Source organism: Shewanella schlegeliana (assembly GCF_016765635.1).
Lineage (GTDB): Bacteria > Pseudomonadota > Gammaproteobacteria > Enterobacterales > Shewanellaceae > Shewanella > Shewanella schlegeliana.
This window is the reverse complement of record NZ_JAESVD010000016.1, coordinates 49,669-70,673: the sequence shown is the minus strand read 5'-3', so window position 1 is coordinate 70,673 and position 21,005 is coordinate 49,669. Positions and strand designations below refer to the sequence as shown.

Here is a 21,005-nt window from a genome sequence, read left to right as displayed (position 1 = left end):
TCTCACCCGCGTTAGCAAAACCAGCGTCAGGGTGCTTACCTTTAAATGGACCGAAGTTGATGTAACCACCAACAACCATCATCCACTTAAGGTCATACATCTTAGGCATCTGGTTCTTAGCCCAAAGTACAGTCATAAGTGCCCAACCGATCATGAACGGGATCGCCATGATGTCGTGGACCTGCTTCGCGCCGTTAACTAGACCAGCCCAAAGACCTTCACCGATGTACGGCTGGAAGAAGAAGCGCCCAGCAAGTAGCGTTAAGCCTGTCAGAATCAATAGCAAGCAAGGAATAGCACCTAGCCAGTGAATCGATACGTCAAACTTAGACCAACGGTATACCAACTTGCCTGAGAAACCACCGTGCAGCTTAGAAATGCCGTTCACTTTGATAAACAGTACAAAGATGATGATCATGCCGAAAAGGGCAGCCATCATAGCTGGAGCAAGAATATCACTACGCAACTCGAGTACACGTAGGTCATACACGTTGATTGCTTGACCGTGGAACTCACTTGTTGAAGTCGTATAGCCATCTTCGCCAGATTTAAGCTGAGCCCAGATCTGGCCATTATTCACTTCAATGGTGTCACCTACTTTGTCACTTGCGTGAGCAAATACTGACACACTGAAGAACAGTGCGATTGCCACACCTATGTGTTTGAACCATTTGTTCATATCATCTCCTGATTGCTGCAAGCTATCTAACATAGACAGCTTGCAGCGTTATGGACTAACTCAATGTTTAAGGCTTAGCCCCAAACATTTTTGTTAGAACCACGGTATGCAACACGCTCACGGAAGATATTAGAGATAACCTCTGCATCACCCGCTAGTAGTGACTTAGTTGCACACAACTCAGCACACATAGGTAGCTTACCTTCAGCAATACGGTTTGCACCGTACTTCTGACGCTCTGCATCAGAGAAGTTCTCTTCTGGGCCGCCGGCACAGAAAGTACACTTGTCCATTTTGCCGCGAGCACCAAACGCACCTGATTTAGGGAACTGTGGCGCACCAAATGGGCAGGCGTATAGGCAGTAACCACAACCGATACAGGTATCTTTGTCGTGAAGTACGATGCCATCTTCAGTCTTGTAGAAACAGTTTGCAGGGCAAACAGCCATACAAGGTGCATCACTACAGTGCATACATGCTACTGAGATAGACGCTTCGCCTTTAACACCATCATTGATAGTCACAACGCGACGACGTTGGATACCCCACTCTAGAGCAGAGTCGTTTTCGTTCTTACATGCTGTGACACAACCGTTACACTCGATGCAACGCTTGGTATCACATAAAAATTTCATTGTAGCCATTCTGGCAATTCTCCTAGCTAATTCTGCACTTAGGCTTTAGTGATCTGACATAGCGATGCTTTGGTTTCCTGCATCTGAGTCACAGGGTCATAACCATAAGTCAATGCAGTGTTAGCCGATTCACCGATAACGTAAGGAACCGTACCTTCTGGGTAGTTAGGTGCTAAGCTTTCGCCGTGCATTTCACCCGCAAAGTGGTAAGGCATCCAAGTTACACCAGGCTTAACGCGTGGAGTGACCATTGCCTTGATCTTAATACGACCACCTTCAGCACCTTCTAGCCATACTGTGTCACCATCGCGAATACCACGATCAGCCGCGTCGGCAGGGTTGATTTCAACAAACATCTCTTGTTGAAGTTCAGCCAACCATGGGTTTGAACGAGATTCTTCACCACCACCCTCGTACTCAACTAGACGACCAGAAGTAAGACCTAGCGGGTACTTAGCCGCCGTATCTTTATCTTGAATAGTCTTGTACAGAGTTGGTAGACGGTGTACTTGCATGTCTGCATAAGTTGGGTACTTAGACACAAGATCACGACGTGGCGTATATAACGGCTCACGGTGAACAGGTACTTCGTCTGGGAAAGTCCAAACAATACAACGAGCCTTAGCGTTACCGAATGGAATACAACCGTGCTTCATAGCAACACGTTGAATACCACCAGAGATATCGGTCTTCCAGTTCTTACCTTCTGCTACCGCTTTTTCAGCTGCAGTAAGGTCGTCCCACCAGCCTAGTTGCTTAAGCATGTCAGCAGTGAACTCTGGGTAACCATCTTGGATTTCAGCGCCTTTAGAGTAGCTGCCTTCAGCAAGTAGGTTCTTACCTTTATACTCAACACCGTAACGAGCACGGAAGTTACCGCCACCCTCAAGTACGTGTTTGTTTGTGTTATAAAGGATCTGTGTACCAGGGTGTTTCTGCTCTGGAGTACCCCAACATGGCCAAGGTAGACCGTAAGTTTCACCCTTAGCAGGACCGCCAGCAGCTTCAAGCGTCTTGTTGCTGAATGTGCCCCAGTTCATTGTGTGCTCTTTGATACGCTCAGGGCTTTGACCTGACATACCAATCGTCCACATACCGCGGTTAATTTCACGAGTCACGTCTTCGATAACTAGAACGTCGTTCGCGTCTTTAGCGATACGCTTAGTGTACTCATCAGCAAAACCAAGCTTTTGAGATAGACGGTACATGATCTCAAGGTCAGTCTTAGATTCGAATAGAGGCTCGATAACCTGCTCGCGCCACTGCTGGCTACGACCTGAGTTAGACACAGAACCTTGAGTTTCGAACTGAGTTGCAGCGGGTAGAAGGTAAACACCATTCTTACGGCGGTGCATAACACCCGCCATTGTTGGGAATGGATCCACAACAACTACAGTGTCCATCTGATCTAGTGCATCACGTACGTCACGCTGACGAGTTTCAGTGTTAACAGATTGGCCCCAGAAGAATGCCATGCGAACACGGTCTTTCTGAGCTAGCTTCTCAGGTGTTTCTAGAACACCATCGTGCCAACGTGAACAAGGAATACCTGGCGTGTTCATAGGAATACGTCCTAGGTATGAGTTTTGGTCGAAACGTGCCTTAACCCAATCGTAGTCCAAGTCCCAAACGTTACACCAGTGCTTCCAAGAACCCGTCTTAAGACCGTAGTAACCCGGTAGCGTATCGAACAGTAGACCTAAGTCAGTCGCACCCTGTACGTTATCGTGACCACGGAAAATGTTAGTACCGCCACCAGACACACCCATGTTACCTAGGGCTAGCTGAAGGATACAGTAAGCACGAGTGTTGGCATTACCAACGTGATGCTGAGTACCACCCATACACCAAACAACTGTACCTGGACGGTTTTCCGCCATTAGCTTAGCCGCTTGATAAACTTCTTCTTCGCTACAACCAGTGATGTTAGCGACTTCTTTTGGTGGGAACTTCTTCACTTCCTCACGGATAGTGTCCATTTCGAATACACGTTGTTCGATAAATGTCTTATCTTCCCAACCGTTTTCGAAGATATGCCATAGCATGCCGTAGATGAATGGAATATCAGTTCCTGGACGTAGACCACAGTGAAGGTCTGCGTGAGCTGCAGTGCGAGAGAAACGTGGATCAACCACGATAATCTTAGCGTTGTTCTTCTCTTTCGCAGTCAAGATATGCTGCATGGCAACAGGATGCGCTTCAGCCGGGTTTGAGCCGATGAAGAAGATTGCGTTTGCATTCTGGATATCATTGAAAGAGTTAGTTTGCGCACCGTAACCCCAAGTGTTAGCAACACCGGCTACAGTGGTAGAGTGACAAATACGTGCAGAGTGGTCGACGTTGTTCGTGCCCCACATTGCCGCAAATTTACGGTACATGTAGCAGCCTTCGTTCGAGAACTTAGCACTACCCATGAAGTAAACTGAGTCTGGACCCGACTCTTTACGAATGGTCTGCATTTGGTCGCCAACTTCGTTGAAAGCCTGCTCCCAAGATAATTTCTTCCACTTGCCATCAACAAGCTTCATTGGGTACTTAAGACGCTTCTCACCGTGACCGTGTTCACGCAGTGCAGCACCTTTAGCACAGTGACCGCCCGCATTGAATGGGTGATCGAAAGCAGGCTCTTGACCAGTCCAAACGCCATTTTGCACTTCAGCGTAAAGACCACAACCTACTGCACACGCACTACATACAGTACGTTTAATTTCAGTTGGTACATCATGTGGGATATCTTTGGCTTCTGCACGACGCATCATGCCAGCACCCAACAAAGAAGCGGCTGCGATACCACCAGATGTGATACCTGCATGCTTCATAAATTGACGACGGCTCAGACCTAGAGTTTTTTTCTCTACGGTTGGTGCCGCGTTGGATTTGCGAGTTAACTTCATCGCTTAAATTCTCCTAAACTAGCCGCGTAAGCTATTGTAATAACTGCGGATATGGGCAGTTTCATGATAGCCATTGTCATTGGTTGAACTGACTTTACTTTCACTTGCTTGAGCAACACTTACGCCAGTGGCGGCGATAGCGACACTTGCAGTGCCACCGATAGTCAGTGCTTTCAGCAAAGATCTGCGGTTCAGATCAGGCTGTTGCTTCTTCATTTTTACTCCTGGTAGAAAGGAATACTCTGGTTATAAAAACTTAAGATAAACCTACATAATGCTAGCATTTACAATGAACCCCAAATGACCGTTAACCAAATGTTTCAAATGTAAAAAGCGTTTACTTATTAGGGATATCCAACAAAATAGCCCGAGTAATATAAAGAACTTTAGTATGTAAAAAATTGATCTGAATACGGTTAAATTTCCACTTTAACCAGAATTTTGGCAAAACTGTTAAGCAGCGCAGATTTACTGGAGCCGAGAGGGTATATTTTGCTAAAAAACACCAAAGTAAACCGCAGAGCGAGTTAATAAAAATTTAACAATTACAACTCATTAGTACTGCTTATTTTATTAATGCCAATTATTAACATTTGTACTATTAAAAGATGGTTTTTATACAAACGAACCTGATTGCGGGGATGGTAATACTGATAAGGACTTGATTAAAGCGAGGTTTTAGCTATCAACTTATCGTTACTTTCAGAAATAAAAATGCCCCGATGGGATAATCGAGGCACTTTCTATTTGATAGTCTAGTTAATGCTAATCTTTATAGACGATACCATTACTATCTTTCAATTCATCGTACCAAAGGTTGTGATGCTGGACTGCCCAGTTTTCATCACAATAACCCGATACCATACACTCCATACCACCTTCACTTAATACCGTTGCCATCCAAACATGGACGATAGTAAATGCGATGATGATAATTGCGCTAATACCGTGGATTAACAGTGCTGCCATAGAGGCTTCACGTGGCAGATCTAAACCTGGCAATACAAGCATTAACCCAGATGCGGCAATAAATAAACCGAAAATAGTTAATGTCCAGAACCACATTTTCTCACCAGCGTTAGCAAATCCACTATCAGGATGCTTGCCTTTGAATGGGCCGAAGTTGACGTAACCGCCAACCACTAAGAACCACTTTAAGTCATACATCTTGAAGGTTTGCAGCGGCATCCACTTAACAACACATAAGATCCAAGACACGATAAATACCGGCCCAATCCAATCATGTATTGTCTTGCTACCATAAATCAGCCCAGCCCATAGACCTTCACCGATGTAAGGTTGCAATATGTACTTGCCTAGCATGATATTAAGACCCGTGAAGATCAGCGCCAAACAAGAGGTCGCCAATACCCAGTGGATCCATAGATCTGCTTTAGACCAACGCAAGACCATTTTTCCTGAAAAGCCCTTACTTAACTTAGAGGGACCGTTCACTAAATAGAAAAATAGGAATGCAGCAAAAACACCGACAACAGTAATCCCCATCACAGGAACTAAATACTCATTGCGGACATCTTTACCTTCGTTACCCACGACATTGATTAGCACACCAGTCTCAACACCTTTTGCAGTGGTATAACCCGAATCACCAGCCTTAACTGCACGCCAAAGATCGACGTCATTGGTTGCAACTTGTTGCTGATTCGTTTGGCCATCCGCTGCCATTGCTGAAGCGCTAAGCCCCAACCCCATTGAAAGTACCAATGGAATTACTAGCAGTGCAAATAGGCTGCGCAGTGATTTCATAAACATATTCACTCCTTTATCGGACTGTAAGCCAAGGCCTACAGTCCTATTCAGCCAGACTAGCCAGTTGTTGGTTTATAACCCCAAAGCGCTTCTGGTGCACCGCGTGCGGCAGAACGTTCACGGAAGATATTAGAAATAACTAACGCATCCCCCGCTAATAGCGACTTAGTCGCACACAGTTCTGCACACAAAGGAAGCTTACCCTCTGCAATACGGTTCGCACCGTACAGCTTACGTTCCTCTTCCGAGAAATCAGGCGCAGGACCACCGGCACAGAAAGTACATTTATCCATCTTACCGCGACTACCAAATGCATTCTTCTTAGGGAACTGTGGCGCTCCGAAAGGACATGCATATAAACAGTAACCACAACCAATACAGGTCTCTTTGTTATGTAAGACGATGCCTTCATCAGTACGATAGAAGCAATCTGCTGGACAAACTGCCATACAAGGTGCATCGGTACAGTGCATACATGCCACTGAGATTGACGCTTCACCCGGCTCACCGTCATTTAGCGTAACTACGCGACGACGTTGAATACCCCAGCCAATAGCTGAAGCATTAGCGTTTTTACATGCTGTGACGCAACCGTTACACTCGATGCAGCGTTTGGTGTCACATAAAAATTTCATGTTTGCCATAATGGCTTATCTCCTCATCAAGTTAATTAGGCTTTGCTGACCTGACACAAGCTCGCTTTCGTCTCTTGCATCTGTGTCACAACATCATAACCATAGGTCATTACTGTATTAGCAGCTTCGCCAATAACATAAGGAACTGTGCCTTCTGGGTAGTTCTTTGCTAGGCTCTTGCCTTCAAATACACCTGCGAAGTGATATGGCATGAAACATTCACCTGGTATAACTCGTGGAATGACCATAGCCTTAACGGTGATTTTTGCACCTTCAGGGCTATGAACGAACACGTTATCACCATCACGAATACCGCGATCGGCAGCATCTGCTGGATTGATCTCGATAAACATCTCTTGCTGCAGCTCAGCAAGCCATGGGTTAGAACGCGTTTCTTCACCACCACCTTCATACTCAACCAAACGTCCAGTCGTAATAATGAGTGGGAAATCTTTAGCGAAGTCCTTCTCCTGAATAGTCTTATACAGGGTAGGTAGACGTGCAACCATGCGGTCTTCGTATGTTGGGTACTTAGCAACCAAATCACGGCGAGGCGTATATAACGGCTCACGGTGCAATGGAATATCATCAGGGAAGTTCCAAACGATACAACGTGCTTTCGCATTACCGTATGGTATACAACCATGCTTAATCGCTACTCGCTGAATACCACCAGAGATATCTGTCTTCCAGTTCTTACCTTCAGCAGCAACTTTCTCTTCAGCAGTAAGGTCATCCCACCAGCCAAGCTGCTTCAGCATCTTGTCGGTAAACTCTGGGTAACCATCTTTGATTTCACTGCCCTTAGAGTAAGAACCTTCAGCCAAGATATTAACGCCGTCATGTTCAACACCATAACGAGCACGGAAGTTACCGCCACCATTCATCACTTCACGGCCGGTACGATACAGGATCTGGGTACCTGGGTGCTTAAACTCAGGCGTACCCCAACATGGCCAAGGTAGACCATAAGTCTCGCCTTTAGCAGGACCACCTGGCGCTTCAAGTGATTGGATATCGAAAGTGCCCCAGTTTTCTTGGTGCATCTTCAAACGCTCAGGGCTCTGGCCTGTATAACCAATAGTCCACATGCCGCGGTTAAATTCGCGAGTAATATCTTCAATCAACGGCTCTTCGCCATTAACCTTAATATGCTTGAAGAACTCTTTATCGATGCCCCACTTCTTGGCTAGCTTGTACATGATCACATGGTCAGGCTTAGACTCAAATAGCGGTTCGATAACCTTGGTACGCCATTGTAGTGAACGGTTAGACGCTGATACTGAACCGTAGGTTTCAAACTGCGTACATGCAGGTAACAGGTAAACACCATCAGTACGCTCGTGCATGACACCCGCCATGGTTGGGAATGGATCCACAACAACAACAGTTTTCATCTTGTTCAATGCTTCACGCACTTCACGACCACGAGTTTCGGTGTTAACTGATTGACCCCAGAAGAAAGCCATATGGATATTATCTTTCTGAGCAATCTTAGACTTGTCTTCAAGTACACCATCGTGCCAACGAGAACACGGAATACCCGTTGAAGTCATTGGATCTTGGCCTAGACGCGGCTCTTGGTCGAAGCGGCCTTTAACCCACTCGTAATCCAAGTCCCAAACGTTACACCAGTGCTTCCAAGATCCTGTCTTAAGACCATAGTAACCAGGTAGGGTATCGAACAATAGACCAAAGTCTGTTGCACCCTGTACGTTATCGTGACCACGGAAGATGTTAGTACCACCACCAGATACACCCATGTTACCTAAGGCTAGCTGCAGGATACAGTATGCACGTGTGTTAGCATTACCTACGTGGTGTTGAGTACCACCCATACACCAAACGATAGTGCCTGGCTTAGTTTCAGCAAGTAACTTAGCAACGCGACGCATTTGCTCTTCGGTTGCGCCAACAATATTGGCAACTTCAGCAGGATGATACTTCTTCACTTCTTCGCGAATACGTTCCATGCCGTATACACGTTGATCGATAAAGGTTTGATCTTCCCAACCGTTTTCGAAGATGTGCCATAACAAACCATAAATGAAAGGAATATCCGTACCAGGACGAATATGCACGAACTCATCAGACTTAGCTGCAGTTCGGGTGAAACGAGGGTCGACAACAATAATTTTTGCGCCGCGCTCTTTACCAATCAAAATATGTTGCATAGCAACAGGGTGAGCTTCACAAGGGTTTGAGCCGATGAACATCATCGCCTTTGCATTGCGAATGTCGTTGAAAGAGTTGGTTTGCGCACCATAGCCCCAAGTGTTTGCAACACCGGCTACAGTGGTAGAGTGACAAATACGTGCTGAGTGGTCGACATTGTTCGTGCCCCACATTGCCGCAAATTTGCGGTACATATATGCTTGTTCGTTAGAGAACTTTGCACTACCCATGAAGAATACAGAGTCTGGACCCGATTCTTTACGAATATCTAGTGCTTGTTGACCCACTTCTTCAATCGCTTGATCCCATGAAAGACGCTTCCACTTGCCGCCTTCTAACTTCATTGGATACTTAAGACGCTTTTCACCGTGACCATGTTCACGTAAGGCCGCACCTTTTGCACAGTGTCCACCCGCGTTAAATGGGTGATCAAATGCTGGTTCCTGAGTTGTCCATACGCCGTTTTGAACTCCGGCATAAACACCACAACCTACAGAACAGTGAGAACAGATAGTACGTTTAGTTTCGGTGGGGGCGTCGTGGGGAATATCTTTAGCTTCTGCTTTACGCATCATACCTGCGCCAAGCATAGATGCCGCTGCAATACCACCTGTCGCGAGACTCGCGGACTTGAGGAATTGGCGACGGTTTAGACCTAATACTGCCTTATCACTTGTGACAGCTTGGTCTGTTTTGCGGTTTAATCGCATCACACTCTCCTTTAATTATTAACTGCGCAATGTGTCGTAGTAACTACGAACATGGTCAGACTCTTGATAACCGCTACCTTTTTTCGCGATAGGTGCGGCGTCAGGTTGTGCGGCAAGAGCTTGTCCACTTGCAGTTGCAACTGCGCCAGCCGCACCACCGATAGCCAATGCCTTAAGCAGTTGACGACGGCTCATGTCGGAAGCTTGCTTCTTCATAGTGTCTCCTTAGATTTACTAAAATTAAGATAGGAAGTTACTGTTAAATTCTCTATCCAGTTCTTGTTGGGTTCTTATTCAGAAGAATCCCATTTTTTGTCTATGTCAGCTCAGCCAATCGATTAACAGCAAGCGCTGAACTGACATAAATTCAAACTTCTACCGATAGCGCTTAAGACGCTAACTCATTGGTAGAAGGTTCAATCTTTTCCGGCTTTTCTGCTTCACTGCCAGGACAGTTAACAGGAATGTTTAAGCTCAACTGTTCAAACTCTTTGGCTTCGATAACGAAAAATGCCTTAGCCAACTGTGCTACCGTTGCATAAAATGCTGCACTCGGCGCCTTGGCTAAGTTATCGCAGAAACGCTCAATCCAACTGCCCATGTGGCGCTGGTAGAAAGCAAGCTGACGATAGCCAGGAGCTTCTAAGATCAAGGTGCCCATCACTTCACAAAGCGCTGCCACGTGATCTTCTGGTTCTTTAACGTCTTCTTCACGCTCAAAACCAAGCTGCATAAGGTCGTTACGTAGTAAGGCTAATGGCTTGTCCATCAATGAACCTGTCATAAACCAACTGCCGTATGGCAGAATTTCACCACAGCCCACACCCAAGAATACGTTGAAATATTCATCTTCAAGCTGTTCATCACTAAACTGCTGAGCAGCCAATTTTAGGCCTACCCATGCTTTAGTCATGTCGCTGTCATCATCTGCATCAATCTCTAAGCCTGACAAGAACTCAAGCAATTCATGGCTTGGCTGACGACGCAATAATGCAGCTAGCAACTGATAAATATCGGCTCTTAACTGATCGTTTTCTGAAACTTCTCTTACAAATTCGGTCATGGTTAAACTCTTATCGCAGTTGCTTTTCAGGATCTTGAAGAATGTCTTCAAACATGTCTTTTACTCGACAGTCACTACACATTTTTAAGCGGTCTGTGTTAGCACTGAAGGCACTGTGGGTTCCCACCACATCTAACATCCGTTTAACCATGGATTGCGTTGCGAACGGCGTGCCGCAAGTAATACATTCAAACGGGGCTTCTTCATGCAAAGTTTGACGTGCTTGACGCGCAGCTTTATCAAGGTTGACCTGAGGCGTTAAGCTGATGACCTTCTCAGGGCAAGCAGTCTCACATAGGCCACACTGCACACAGTCTTGTTCAACAAAATGCAGTGCTGGTAGATCGCCGCCATCGGTCAATGCCATCGTAGGACAAGTTGCCACACAAGACATACACAGGGTGCAGTTCTCAGTGTTAACGCTAACTTGGCCATATGGAATATTGCTTTGGGAAAGGCAAGTATCGACTGATGCTGCCTGCTCATTTAGATGATCGATCGCGTTGTAAATCGTTTCACGCTTAGTCGTTGCAGCAAACTCAGCAGGAACAATGACTGGCCAACTCGCGCTAGTCATAAGCAGCTCAGATAGTTCTTTTGCACCCGTTTCCGTTAGGTGTGCTTCGTTGATAAGACTAATACGCTGCGGCTGACCCATCTCATCGAGAATATCGTTCGCTAACGCAAGCTCACCATGTAGCATCTGAGTTAATGTTGGCGCGGTGGCATCGGTTTGCAGGATCAACACCTGACGAGCGCCCCATGCTAATGCCGACATCCAGTGGTCCATGCTCGCTACAGTGATCTCTTCCATCCCAATCGGAATGATCTCACCGGCTAACGCGTTAGTTATCAGCTCCGCACCTTTACCCATATCATGGAAAAGGATCACTGGTGCAGTTTGCGCCTGAGAGCGGAAGCTGGTCACTAGCTTTTGTAGATAAGTATGCATCGCCAATGGCGTCGGCAGATCATAGCTAATCGCGCCTGTTGGACACGCATTAGTACAGCTACCCGCACCATGACATAGATAAGGGTCTATTTCGATCATCTTGTCTACGCTAGCGATTGCATCGGCAGGACAGAAGTTCAAACAGCGGTTACAGCCCTCATTACCATTACGGTAATGAGCACACAGCTCGCTGTTTACTTTTACATAGCGCGGCTTATCGAACTGACCAACGAGACTTGGAAGCTGCTCAAGCGCCTCATCCAACTTAGCTTGATCTTGACCCACGTAGAAATAGCCTGGAGGCAACATTTCAAGGTTGATACAAGGGCTCATACTAAGGTCAAGAATAAGGTCGAAGTGGGCTTTACGAATCGCAACAGTACTTAATTCGGCACTGCCATTATCATGCTCAACCTTAACTTGGAACTGGCCTAAGAAACCTTTGATTTCAATAAGCTTGTTGTAATAACTTTCCACATTTTCTGCGGCTGTCATTACTTTTTCCAAGTGGGCCTCATCTTGGCTAGTGATAGGCTCATTGGCCAAAATGGCACACTGTCCCATACTAGATAACTTATCTGCAGCTAAGCGTGCCAAATCTTCTGGCCCGATAACGAGAACATTACCCTCGGTGGTGTAGCTAACGGTCGGCGGGATCAGGTTTTGAATCACCTGAGTCCCAGCAAGGACCTTCTGTCGAACCTCTTTGAGTCCAACTTGTGTTTCACTATTGCTCACATTGCGTTCCTGAACAGTTCTTTGGCTGCTTCTGTATATTAGTGTCGCTGTTTTTTATCGCTCTTTTTATTAGCGTCAGCTTTTTATTACTATCTAATACAGCAATTCACATACCAAATTTGTGGAATTAAAAACACTCTATAGTGACGTTAAACAACTTTGCCATTGGAAACGTCGCTGCTTTCTGGTTCATTTTGGGGCAGCTCATCTTGATGAGCGTCCAAAATGTCCGATACAGAATCTGCATCATTAAGGCGTTCATTTTGACCGGAATTTTCAGCAGCAATCATCTCATCTGATGCCGCTTCAATCTCCTCTTTATCGCCCTGTTCTTCGTCTTCATCTTTCACTATGTGACGGAAGACTTTTTTAGCTAGCTCAGCCGATACATCTGGAGCCAGCTTAGGTTGATTACTATAATCAAGCGCGTATTCAAGCAAACCGTCTATCTCACTATAGTGAGGCTGTTTCCAGAGCGCTTTTAACGCGGCAGACTTAGCAGCGGGATCAACGTTAGCCCCCATAAAGCTAGCAAAACTACCACCGACTTCAATCTTTTCTGGGTCAGGAAGATCCTCGGCGGTTAAAATCTTATCAGCCGATTCTTTCACTTCAGTTTCATCAGCAACTGATGTTGATTCTGCCTGAGATGCTAGCTCAGCTTCTGCTTGCTGCTGCGCAGCAAGCGCCTGTTCTTCGGCTTGTTTCTGTGCAGCTTCGGCCGCGGCGACTTCTGCTTCGCCTTCAGCTTCTACTTGTTGCTTTCGCAAATTCCAGCGGGATAAGAAACCACTCATAATCTATCTGCCACATGATCGGTACTAGGACCTTCATTCTTACGGCGATTAACGTGCTTACGGCGGTGGGCACAAATCTCAACTTCACCATGGCGGGTGATAAAGGCTTCAATCCAACAAGCGATCGCCTTAGGCATTGGAATATTTAGCACCGGAGTGTCGGCTTCTAGACAACCTGCTGCGACATTCTGATCAGCAGAAATCGCTACCGGTTTCCACTCCCCCTCTTCCGTTTCGTCACAGACGATATAAAGCATGGCATTATCCATATCGATATTGATACGGTAGCTGCCGCGTTCATCTTTATGAAGTTCTAACAGGATTAAGTAGGCACCCTCAGGTGCGGCGTGCGTGGCAGGAAGCATCTGGTCGACTTCCCACTGTACTGAGGTCCATCTTCCGACTTGTTTCTCTATCTTCTTAAGGGAAACGTACATTGGCCATTGGCTTTCGGTATGTTGCATTCAGTCTCCGTCTTGCCTGAGGTGGCTGCCAATATGGCAAGCCCACGAAATAAATACTCCCTTGAACAAAGCAATTTATATGCCATACAGTATTAATAAAATAGTTTGAACTAGATCAACTATTCCTCGCAAAGACTAGGACATTTTGTCCAAATAGCAATTATCAATAGGACATAAAAGGGCGACTCACCCACAATAAATGTGATCTACCACTAATTTTATCCCACCTAAAATTAGGTACGGATATTGCTTAATAGTAAACGCATTTACTCCCCTTTAATTGATGATGAGCCATATGACTGCATACAAAAGCAATCCAACGTTAATCAAAACCAACACCGACGTCCCTCTTACGATTGCTGTTACCGCAGTAAATGAGAATGGCGAGAAAGTGGATAAGTTTATTGCTTGCGAGCGCCCCCTCACTGTCTATCTAAACTGGCAGCCTATCGTGACCTTAATGACACTAGGTGCACGTGCTGAAGCATTATCATTGGGATACCTTAAGAACCAAGGATTTATATCTGATATCAACAAGCTAGAGTCCGTTATCGTCGACTGGGATGTGAATTCAGCCGCCATTCTCACCAGCGAAAAAGTTGAAAACTTAGAAAAGAAACTGTCTGAGAAAACGGTCACCACTGGCTGTGGTCAAGGCACGGTTTATGGCGACTTTATGACCGGATTAGATGATATTGCTCTACCGACGCCGCAATTAAAGCAGAGCATGATCTACAGCTTGCTAAAGAACATCAGTGCCTATAACGAAACTTACAAGAATGCCGGAGCGGTTCACGGTTGCGGACTGTGCCAAGACGATCAAATAGTGGGCTTTGTTGAAGACGTGGGCCGCCATAACGCAGTTGATACCTTAGCCGGTGAGATGTGGCTCAACCAAGACAATGGCAACAACAAATTATTCTACACCACAGGGCGCCTAACCTCCGAGATGGTAATTAAAGTCGCTAAGATGGGGATCCCTGTCGTACTATCTCGCAGCGGTGCGACTCAGATGGGGCTTGAGCTTGCACAAAAGCTCGGGATAACCATGATCGCCCGTGCAAAGGGCCGTCACTTCTTAATCTATAATGGTGCAGAAAACGTTGAATTTGATGCACTTACCTAAAAACCACTTAATAACAAGTATTGCATGCTCCACAAGGATTAATAATGACTGAGCCGACTGAACTGATCTATATGAGTGCCAAACAGGTATCTGAGTACCTAGATCTCAATGAGAAGAAAGTCTACTCAATGGCTAATGATCGCATTCTTCCCGCGACTAAAATCACAGGCAAGTGGCTGTTCCCAAAGATCTTGATCGATAGGTGGGTAATGGACTCCTGTCACAGCGGCATGCTCTCTGATCGAATGCATATCACAGGTAGTGACGACCCGTTATTATCTATGCTTGTGGCAAGAATGATGTCACAGGTGGGCAAAAGCGAGCTTATCAGTTATAGCTCGACTGGCTCACGATTGGGTCTAGATCTACTATCTCGTGGCTACGCCGATGTATGTACTCTGCATTGGGGCAGCGTAGAGGAGCGGAGTGTACGCCACCCCGCATTACTACAAGGTTATGCCAACCATCAGCAGTGGGTCATGGTACACGGCTACACCCGTAAGCAAGGCTTAATGATGCGCCCAGAGATGCATCACCGTTGTCAGGAGTTGGACAAAGTGTCGCAACAATCTTGGCGCTGGGTAGCACGTCAAGCTGGAGCGGGTAGTCAGCAACATCTAGAGCAGTGGCTAATGAAACAAGGCGCCGCTTTTGAAGAGTTAAATTCGAGCATTGTTGCCCAAAGCGAGCGTGAACTCGCAGGTTATATTGCCCGTAACAATGCCGATATTGGCTTTGGCTGTCAGTCTGTTGCACTTGAGAGTGGCTTAAGTTTCGTGCCGTTGGTAACAGAGTCCTTTGACTTCGTTATGCCGCAAGGGATCTACTTTAGACGTCAGCTACAAAGATTGTTTAATCTGCTTGCAGAGCCACAAACCCAGCAGCTTGCAGCAACCCTAGGCGGTTACGATTTAACAGATTGCGGAAAGTTACTCTGGAACGGTCAGTAGCCCTATTAGCTATAAACGAGTATAGCTGACACTGATTTAGCATCTATCTCAGAGTCTTAGCAAGATAGAACTAAAAATAGAAAGCCGATGACATTGTCATCGGTTTTTTTAACTTTGCATGTCTCTATATTGCTGCCAAAGCTCTCTTTGCTCTGGGTTAAGGAAAGTCCAGGCCAGCACTCGGGTGATCTTATTGCCTTGGTGCATCTCTATCTCTTTCACCTCTTCCGCCTTTAGCTTAGCTAACAAGGCTTTTGCAGGCTTAAGGTTTTCCTTTTTAGACACTAGGGTGGTGAACCATAAGCACTGACTGGCGAAGTCATGACTCTCACTAATCATTGTTTGCAAAAACTGCAATTCGCCTCCCTCACACCATAACTCGGCTTTCTGACCGCCAAAGTTAAGGGGCGTTTCAGTTTTAGTCCCAACAGGCTTTGTACTCGCTAACGGCTTAGCCTTTGATGATTTAGCTCTATTTGCCGCAAGGTTCTTAAGCTTACGCGCAGTGCCCTCGCTCGCTTCAGCTAATGAAGCGTGAAATGGCGGGTTGCACAAGGTTAGATCGAAGCGTTCATTTGGCTCTATCACCCCATGGAATACATGTTTAGCGTTAGTTTGTAGTCGAGAATTGAACCTCGCTGCGATCGCTGGATTACTGGCAAATACCTGCTGAGCATTGGCGATTGAGAGCGGGTCGACATCACTACCAACAAAATCCCAACCATAGGACTGAATACCTAGCAGCGGATAGATAACATTCGCTCCGGTACCGATATCCAATACTCGAACCCGAGGGCCTTTCGGCACCCGCTTCTTACTGGTTTTCTTAACCGCGAGTAGATCGGCGACATAGTGGATATAATCCGCTCTTCCCGGAATGGGCGGGCATAGAAAGCCCTCGGGGATATCCCAGCTATCAACGCTATAGTGAAGCTTAAGCAGCGCCGCATTCAGCATTTTTACAGCGAGTGGATCAGCAAAGTCTATCGATAAGTTGCCATAGGGATTCGGCTTAACAAAAGCCTTAAGTCTAGGATATACAGCCACTAAGGCTGGAAAGTCATAGCCAGAGTTATGAAGATTACGTGGGTGCAACGACTTACTAGGCTGAGACTTAGCTGTCACAGAATGTTGAGGCTTAGCCTTGCTACCAATCGAAAGCTTACTATCACTCTTAGCCTTACTAGGCTGTGATTTTTGGAGGTTTGAAGCTTTGCTCTTATAACTTTTAGTCATTTTTCATACCGTTGGTCGCTGAGGAAAGTGCAAGCTCCAGCGGTATTTGGCCTGCAATTAGTCATATAAATATTTAGTGAAAAGCAGATTCACCACTAGCGGCTTACCCGTCTCTTGCTCTAGAAGCTGATTAACCTTTTCATAGCACTGACGACGGATCTCCTCTTTGCCAGTCAAAGATTTCACCTTATCTTCAGTCTGATTACCTAAGATCTCGACAATTGCCGCCCTAAGTAAAGGATCGTGCCTCTCGAGGCTAACTAATTGTTCCGGCTTTTTAACCATCAACTCGACACTGAGCCTAACGTAACCAAGTTTCTTTCTATTTGAGATGTAATTGGTGACTATCTCAGGTTCAAAGCCATAATAAGCGTATTCTTCGAGTGGCTTACTATCGGCAGCAAAGGCACTAAAACTACTGCACAGTGTTATAAGCAGTACGGCTATTAGTTTATTCATCTTTTAACTTACTCCCTAGTCGAGATTCCATGAGATGCACTCTCATTCCCTATATTCTCACACCAAGCTAACGATTCAGAGTAGACAATCTCTACCTGCGGCGACACTGGCGTGCTAGACTGCTTCGGTTTGCTGTATTGTACCGAGAATTAGATGACTATGACTAGGTTAAGCTTCCCTTATGGTGAATCAATCCAATGGCTTTCACCAGAACAAACCACCAACTTACCTACAGCACCTTTTAAAGACTGGTTGCTAAGCACCTGCAGTTTAACGAAAAAACTCAAAAAGCAGTGCACCCATTTTGAGGTTAGAGTACTCGGTGAGGATAGTTTAGTTCCTCCGGAAGAGGAGGCTCTAGGCAATGAAAATATGTGGGTTCGTGAGGTGTTACTCATCCTAGATGGCATTCCATGGATCTTCGCTAGAACCCTAATTCCTGGGCGACTATTACAAAAGAAACAACAAGACTTTTTAGGCTTAGGGGTTAGACCCTTAGGCGAATTGCTTTACTCACAAGATGAGTTCATTCCTGGACGAATCGAAGTGGCTCATTTCGAAGCCTGTAGCAAGATAGCTAAACTCGCGGAGTCGCTGCAACAAGATGTAAGCCAAGAATTGTGGGGACGCCGTCGCTACTTCCAGTATGAGAGCGAGCAGTTGATCGTAAGCGAAGTCTTTCTGCCAGCCGCCCAACGAGCTATAACTAAATTATGATCGACCACAACAGAGTTAACTCTCTGATGCTATAGAGAACAAACCATAAAAAAACGCCCATCTTAGGGCGTTTTTTTATGGCTCAAGCGTTGCGCTTGCGCAGGCCAAAGAGGCCAAGGAACAGCAGTGGTAACCAACCTAGGCTACCACCACTTGATGATCTCTCTACAGGCTTTTCCGGTTCTGCAACTGACACCACGACCACAGTGATATTGTTGGTAAAACTCATGCCACTAGCATCGGTAACGGTAAGTGAAACTAAGTAATTACCCCCACTGACATAAGTGTAGCTTGGAGCGGCTTCAGTACTCACCCCATCTTGAGTACCAAAATCCCAAGCATAAGTATAATTACCATCACCACCGCTCACATCAGCAGAGAAACTAGCTTGTTTGCCTTCGAGGCTATACTGAATTTCCACACTCAACTCGTTGCTATCTGGTGACATCGGGCCACGGTACCTAAACTGCACCCTTGCATTACTGCTATCGCTAGACTGGGTCATGACCTCCATGGTTAAACCTATTTCAGGCAAAACTGTCCCCGATTCAGGCTGCAGTGGCGCACTGTAATCATTGGCATCATCGAATAATTTAACCGCACCAAGGTGATTATCATTAAAATAGCTCGACTGATTGAACAGACTAAAGGCCGCGTCTCTCACCTGTACACTGGAGTCATTACTACCAATGAGATTCTGATCGGCATCGATTACACTGATTAAGCTATATCCGGGATGGTTATTTACTTCGTTATTGTTGTACTCCTGATTTTCAAACCACAGCACAACCCCGGGGTCATAAGACTTAGACTGAAGCCCTTTATCGACCCCTTGCAGGCTTCTTAGCTGCACAACATAACGGCGATCCTTGCCTGGACGCTTATCTCCTACCCGTGCAAAGCCCGCATATACAACGTTAGTCTCTTGCTCTGCCCCATCAGTTAATACGGTTTCGGTCGACTGTTTAATTACGATGTCATCTATGACGATGCCATAGTTACCTACAGCCTGATCCGTTACATAGCGGATCGAGATCTGAACATTGCGCCCCGCATAGGGACTTAAATCAAACTCCAACTCAACCCAAGCATCGGCCCCTTCGGCTTCGGCTAAGTCACTAGACTTGCCAGTGATGATATTGCGCTCATTATTCAATAGATTACTCGGCTTGGTATGTTTGCCTGCTATCGCAATCCCATTGACCATCACCTGCGCAAAATCATAATCAAGCTCAATACTCCAGTGAGCCTTCATGGTTAAGGTTAACGGCGCCGCTACAGGGAGTTCGATATCGAAGGACATGGCATGATTGAGCATATTGCCTTGACCGGAATAGTACTGATATGAGCCGCTATAGGGCAGCTTAAAGTCAATATCGACAGCGGGGACAGGAATAGACAACTGGTTTACCTGATCGTGATTTACCGCCTCAACCAGATTTATATCGAAACCAGATGAGCCGAGTGAATCGAGCGGCAAACTCTGCTCAGTGACCCAGTTACCACCATAGATAGTCTGCAAATAGGAGCGGGCATAAGGGCTAAAACCTGTTGGTAAAGAGCCTGCAAGTGAGCCTGCCCAGCTACCTCCAGCCATCACAGACCAAAAGCCAACGGGTGCCCCTTTACCCAACTGTGTGGTGTCGTACTCATCGGGTAACCCCAGATCATGGCCAAATTCATGTACACACACACCCAGTGCGGCATCAATTGGCTGTATGGTATAGCCAGAAAGCTTAACATCGGTGCCCGGTAGCGTATAACTGCCATTATCGACGAAGGAGCGATGGGACCAGATGGCATCGGCACCTAACATGCCGCCCCCCGCTTCCTCACCGATACTCGAATGAAAAATCATCACGTGATCGATAATGCCATCGGCTTCATTTGTGATGCCATTACCATTTAGATCGAAAGGATCTTCAATATCATAACTGGCTAACTCGGCTTCAGTCATGTCGGCAACAGCCGCTGTGACCGCCTCCTTAACCAGTTCAGAAACCCCTCTATCATCGTCATCGGGATCATTGCCACCATAAACGGCTGCGCCGCTCGCTGCGCGATACCAACCTTTTACGTCACCAGTAAAAAAGAAGCTGCCACCCGATTCAGCTTGATAGTATTGATACCCTGTCATCAGGGTTTGTCCCTGCGGCCCGTCATAACCGGCCTTTGAAAAAAGCAGTGAACGATAGTGTTCGGCCGAATAATCACTATAGAACATCTGAGTATCACTGCTGCTTAAGCCGTTATCGTTATAGGGCAGATCCGGAAAATCGATAAGAACGGTGAGCACCTTGACCGTTTTATTAGTAAAACTCTTCGCCTGTGGATAGCTCATCGATTGGCTGCGTTGTCTCACTTGCTGCAACTGTTTTCTTTGCTGCTTAGCCTGAATTAACGGCAGCTTTTTTGCTCCGTAAGCTCTCTTGGTAAATTCTGTTATTGCCTGCTCTTTTGCAGCATCAGTTGCATTAACAGAGAGTTCACCACGCTTAATCAACCAATATAAAACCTGCTCCTTGTTGATAATATTGGCATCGGCGGTCGTACCGCCTGTTAGCGGAACAGCAAAGACGAGTGAAGGGAGAAAAATTACCGCAGCGACAAGTGCAGTACAAAGAGTCGCTGCTAATCGATTACTCATACTACTGACCTCCTTTCTTACAGTCTTGGAATGCCTTCTGACGCTGACGGATATAATCAACAACAATCTGCTCAGCTTCCGCTTCAGTCATCTGCTCGGTGATGAGTCCTCGCTCTTTAAGGCTAGCCTTAAGCTTAGTCAAATCTTGGATCGGGGGCGTTGAACTGCATATAAGGTGCTTACGAGGAACATCATTGTGGTTATCGCTGATAATAGACTGCTGCTCAATTTCTTGAGAGCGACTATTGCAAGCCGACACAAACACAAAACTAAGGAAAATCGATACTAGGAGAGAAACTTTCATAGGCCACCCAACACTGTTGAATCACAAAACAGTAACAACAACAGCAATACATTA

19 protein-coding genes are annotated in these 21,005 nt (G+C 46.1%); 3 read left to right on the top strand and 16 right to left on the bottom strand.

Going from position 1 to position 21,005, the window contains the following annotated elements; translation table 11 throughout:
* The 12 genes from JMA39_RS20400 to JMA39_RS20345 form a co-directional block, all read right to left on the bottom strand.
* Window positions 1–679, bottom strand: a 679-nt coding sequence (locus JMA39_RS20400; protein WP_202723729.1) for a cytochrome b/b6 domain-containing protein, incomplete at its 3' end; no start/stop codon positions are given.
* Window positions 680–753: 74 nt separating this feature from the next.
* Window positions 754–1,323: a formate dehydrogenase FDH3 subunit beta gene (gene fdh3B / locus JMA39_RS20395; protein WP_012275243.1), complete on the bottom strand. Its 570-nt coding sequence runs from the start codon at window positions 1,321–1,323 to the stop codon at window positions 754–756.
* Window positions 1,324–1,352: 29 nt separating this feature from the next.
* Window positions 1,353–4,208, bottom strand: coding sequence for a formate dehydrogenase subunit alpha (locus JMA39_RS20390; protein ID WP_202723728.1), 2,856 nt, complete (start codon window positions 4,206–4,208; stop codon window positions 1,353–1,355).
* 18 nt (window positions 4,209–4,226) lie between these two features.
* Window positions 4,227–4,424 carry a twin-arginine translocation signal domain-containing protein gene (locus tag JMA39_RS20385; RefSeq protein WP_202723727.1) on the bottom strand — a complete coding sequence of 66 codons (198 nt, stop codon included), beginning with the start codon at window positions 4,422–4,424 and terminating at the stop codon, window positions 4,227–4,229.
* A 549-nt stretch (window positions 4,425–4,973) separates the two neighbouring features.
* Window positions 4,974–5,981, bottom strand: a complete 1,008-nt coding sequence (locus tag JMA39_RS20380) for a formate dehydrogenase subunit gamma (protein WP_202723726.1) — start codon at window positions 5,979–5,981, stop codon at window positions 4,974–4,976.
* Window positions 5,982–6,034: 53 nt separating this feature from the next.
* Window positions 6,035–6,622, bottom strand: coding sequence for a formate dehydrogenase FDH3 subunit beta (fdh3B, locus tag JMA39_RS20375; protein ID WP_202723725.1), 588 nt, complete (start codon window positions 6,620–6,622; stop codon window positions 6,035–6,037).
* Between the two features lie 26 nt (window positions 6,623–6,648).
* Entirely contained in the window at window positions 6,649–9,498 is a 2,850-nt protein-coding gene (locus tag JMA39_RS20370; protein WP_202723724.1) for a formate dehydrogenase subunit alpha, read from the bottom strand.
* 18 nt (window positions 9,499–9,516) lie between these two features.
* Window positions 9,517–9,714 carry a twin-arginine translocation signal domain-containing protein gene (locus tag JMA39_RS20365; protein WP_202723723.1) on the bottom strand — a complete coding sequence of 66 codons (198 nt, stop codon included), beginning with the start codon at window positions 9,712–9,714 and terminating at the stop codon, window positions 9,517–9,519.
* A gap of 172 nt (window positions 9,715–9,886) precedes the next feature.
* Window positions 9,887–10,561: a TorD/DmsD family molecular chaperone gene (locus JMA39_RS20360; protein ID WP_202723722.1), complete on the bottom strand. Its 675-nt coding sequence runs from the start codon at window positions 10,559–10,561 to the stop codon at window positions 9,887–9,889.
* Window positions 10,562–10,571: 10 nt separating this feature from the next.
* A complete protein-coding gene (locus tag JMA39_RS20355) occupies window positions 10,572–12,251 on the bottom strand; it encodes a 4Fe-4S binding protein (protein WP_202723721.1) in 1,680 nt (559 codons plus the stop codon).
* Window positions 12,252–12,400: 149 nt separating this feature from the next.
* The gene (locus tag JMA39_RS20350; RefSeq protein WP_202723720.1) at window positions 12,401–13,048 is read right to left on the bottom strand and encodes a DUF3306 domain-containing protein; all 648 of its coding nucleotides are present in this window, start codon (window positions 13,046–13,048) and stop codon (window positions 12,401–12,403) included.
* The gene (locus JMA39_RS20345) at window positions 13,045–13,512 is read right to left on the bottom strand and encodes a DUF3305 domain-containing protein (RefSeq protein WP_202723719.1); all 468 of its coding nucleotides are present in this window, start codon (window positions 13,510–13,512) and stop codon (window positions 13,045–13,047) included. Before JMA39_RS20345 ends, JMA39_RS20350 begins: the two co-directional genes overlap by 4 nt.
* A gap of 295 nt (window positions 13,513–13,807) precedes the next feature.
* Here JMA39_RS20345 and JMA39_RS20340 point away from each other — a divergent pair, with 295 nt between their 5' ends.
* Window positions 13,808–14,638 carry a formate dehydrogenase accessory sulfurtransferase FdhD gene (locus JMA39_RS20340; protein WP_237732949.1) on the top strand — a complete coding sequence of 277 codons (831 nt, stop codon included), beginning with the start codon at window positions 13,808–13,810 and terminating at the stop codon, window positions 14,636–14,638.
* A 44-nt stretch (window positions 14,639–14,682) separates the two neighbouring features.
* Complete coding sequence (locus tag JMA39_RS20335; RefSeq protein ID WP_202723717.1) at window positions 14,683–15,588, top strand: helix-turn-helix transcriptional regulator; 906 nt, start codon at window positions 14,683–14,685, stop codon at window positions 15,586–15,588.
* Between the two features lie 108 nt (window positions 15,589–15,696).
* Here the strand turns inward: JMA39_RS20335 and rlmF are convergent, their stop codons facing one another.
* Both rlmF and JMA39_RS20325 read right to left on the bottom strand, forming a co-directional pair.
* Window positions 15,697–16,824: a 23S rRNA (adenine(1618)-N(6))-methyltransferase RlmF gene (gene rlmF / locus JMA39_RS20330; protein ID WP_202723716.1), complete on the bottom strand. Its 1,128-nt coding sequence runs from the start codon at window positions 16,822–16,824 to the stop codon at window positions 15,697–15,699.
* A 57-nt stretch (window positions 16,825–16,881) separates the two neighbouring features.
* Window positions 16,882–17,283, bottom strand: a complete 402-nt coding sequence (locus tag JMA39_RS20325; protein WP_202723715.1) for a flagellar basal body-associated protein FliL — start codon at window positions 17,281–17,283, stop codon at window positions 16,882–16,884.
* Between the two features lie 153 nt (window positions 17,284–17,436).
* Here JMA39_RS20325 and JMA39_RS20320 point away from each other — a divergent pair, with 153 nt between their 5' ends.
* Window positions 17,437–18,000 carry a chorismate--pyruvate lyase family protein gene (locus JMA39_RS20320; RefSeq protein ID WP_202723714.1) on the top strand — a complete coding sequence of 188 codons (564 nt, stop codon included), beginning with the start codon at window positions 17,437–17,439 and terminating at the stop codon, window positions 17,998–18,000.
* 82 nt (window positions 18,001–18,082) lie between these two features.
* On the opposite strand, the gene JMA39_RS20315 is transcribed toward JMA39_RS20320, so the two are convergent.
* Together JMA39_RS20315 and JMA39_RS20310 are read right to left on the bottom strand one after the other, a co-directional pair.
* Window positions 18,083–20,647, bottom strand: coding sequence for an immune inhibitor A domain-containing protein (locus JMA39_RS20315; RefSeq protein ID WP_202723713.1), 2,565 nt, complete (start codon window positions 20,645–20,647; stop codon window positions 18,083–18,085).
* A 1-nt stretch (window position 20,648) separates the two neighbouring features.
* Window positions 20,649–20,951 (bottom strand): hypothetical protein, encoded by a 303-nt coding sequence (locus JMA39_RS20310; RefSeq protein WP_202723712.1) that lies wholly within the window; start codon window positions 20,949–20,951, stop codon window positions 20,649–20,651.
* Window positions 20,952–21,005: the final 54 nt, after the last annotated feature.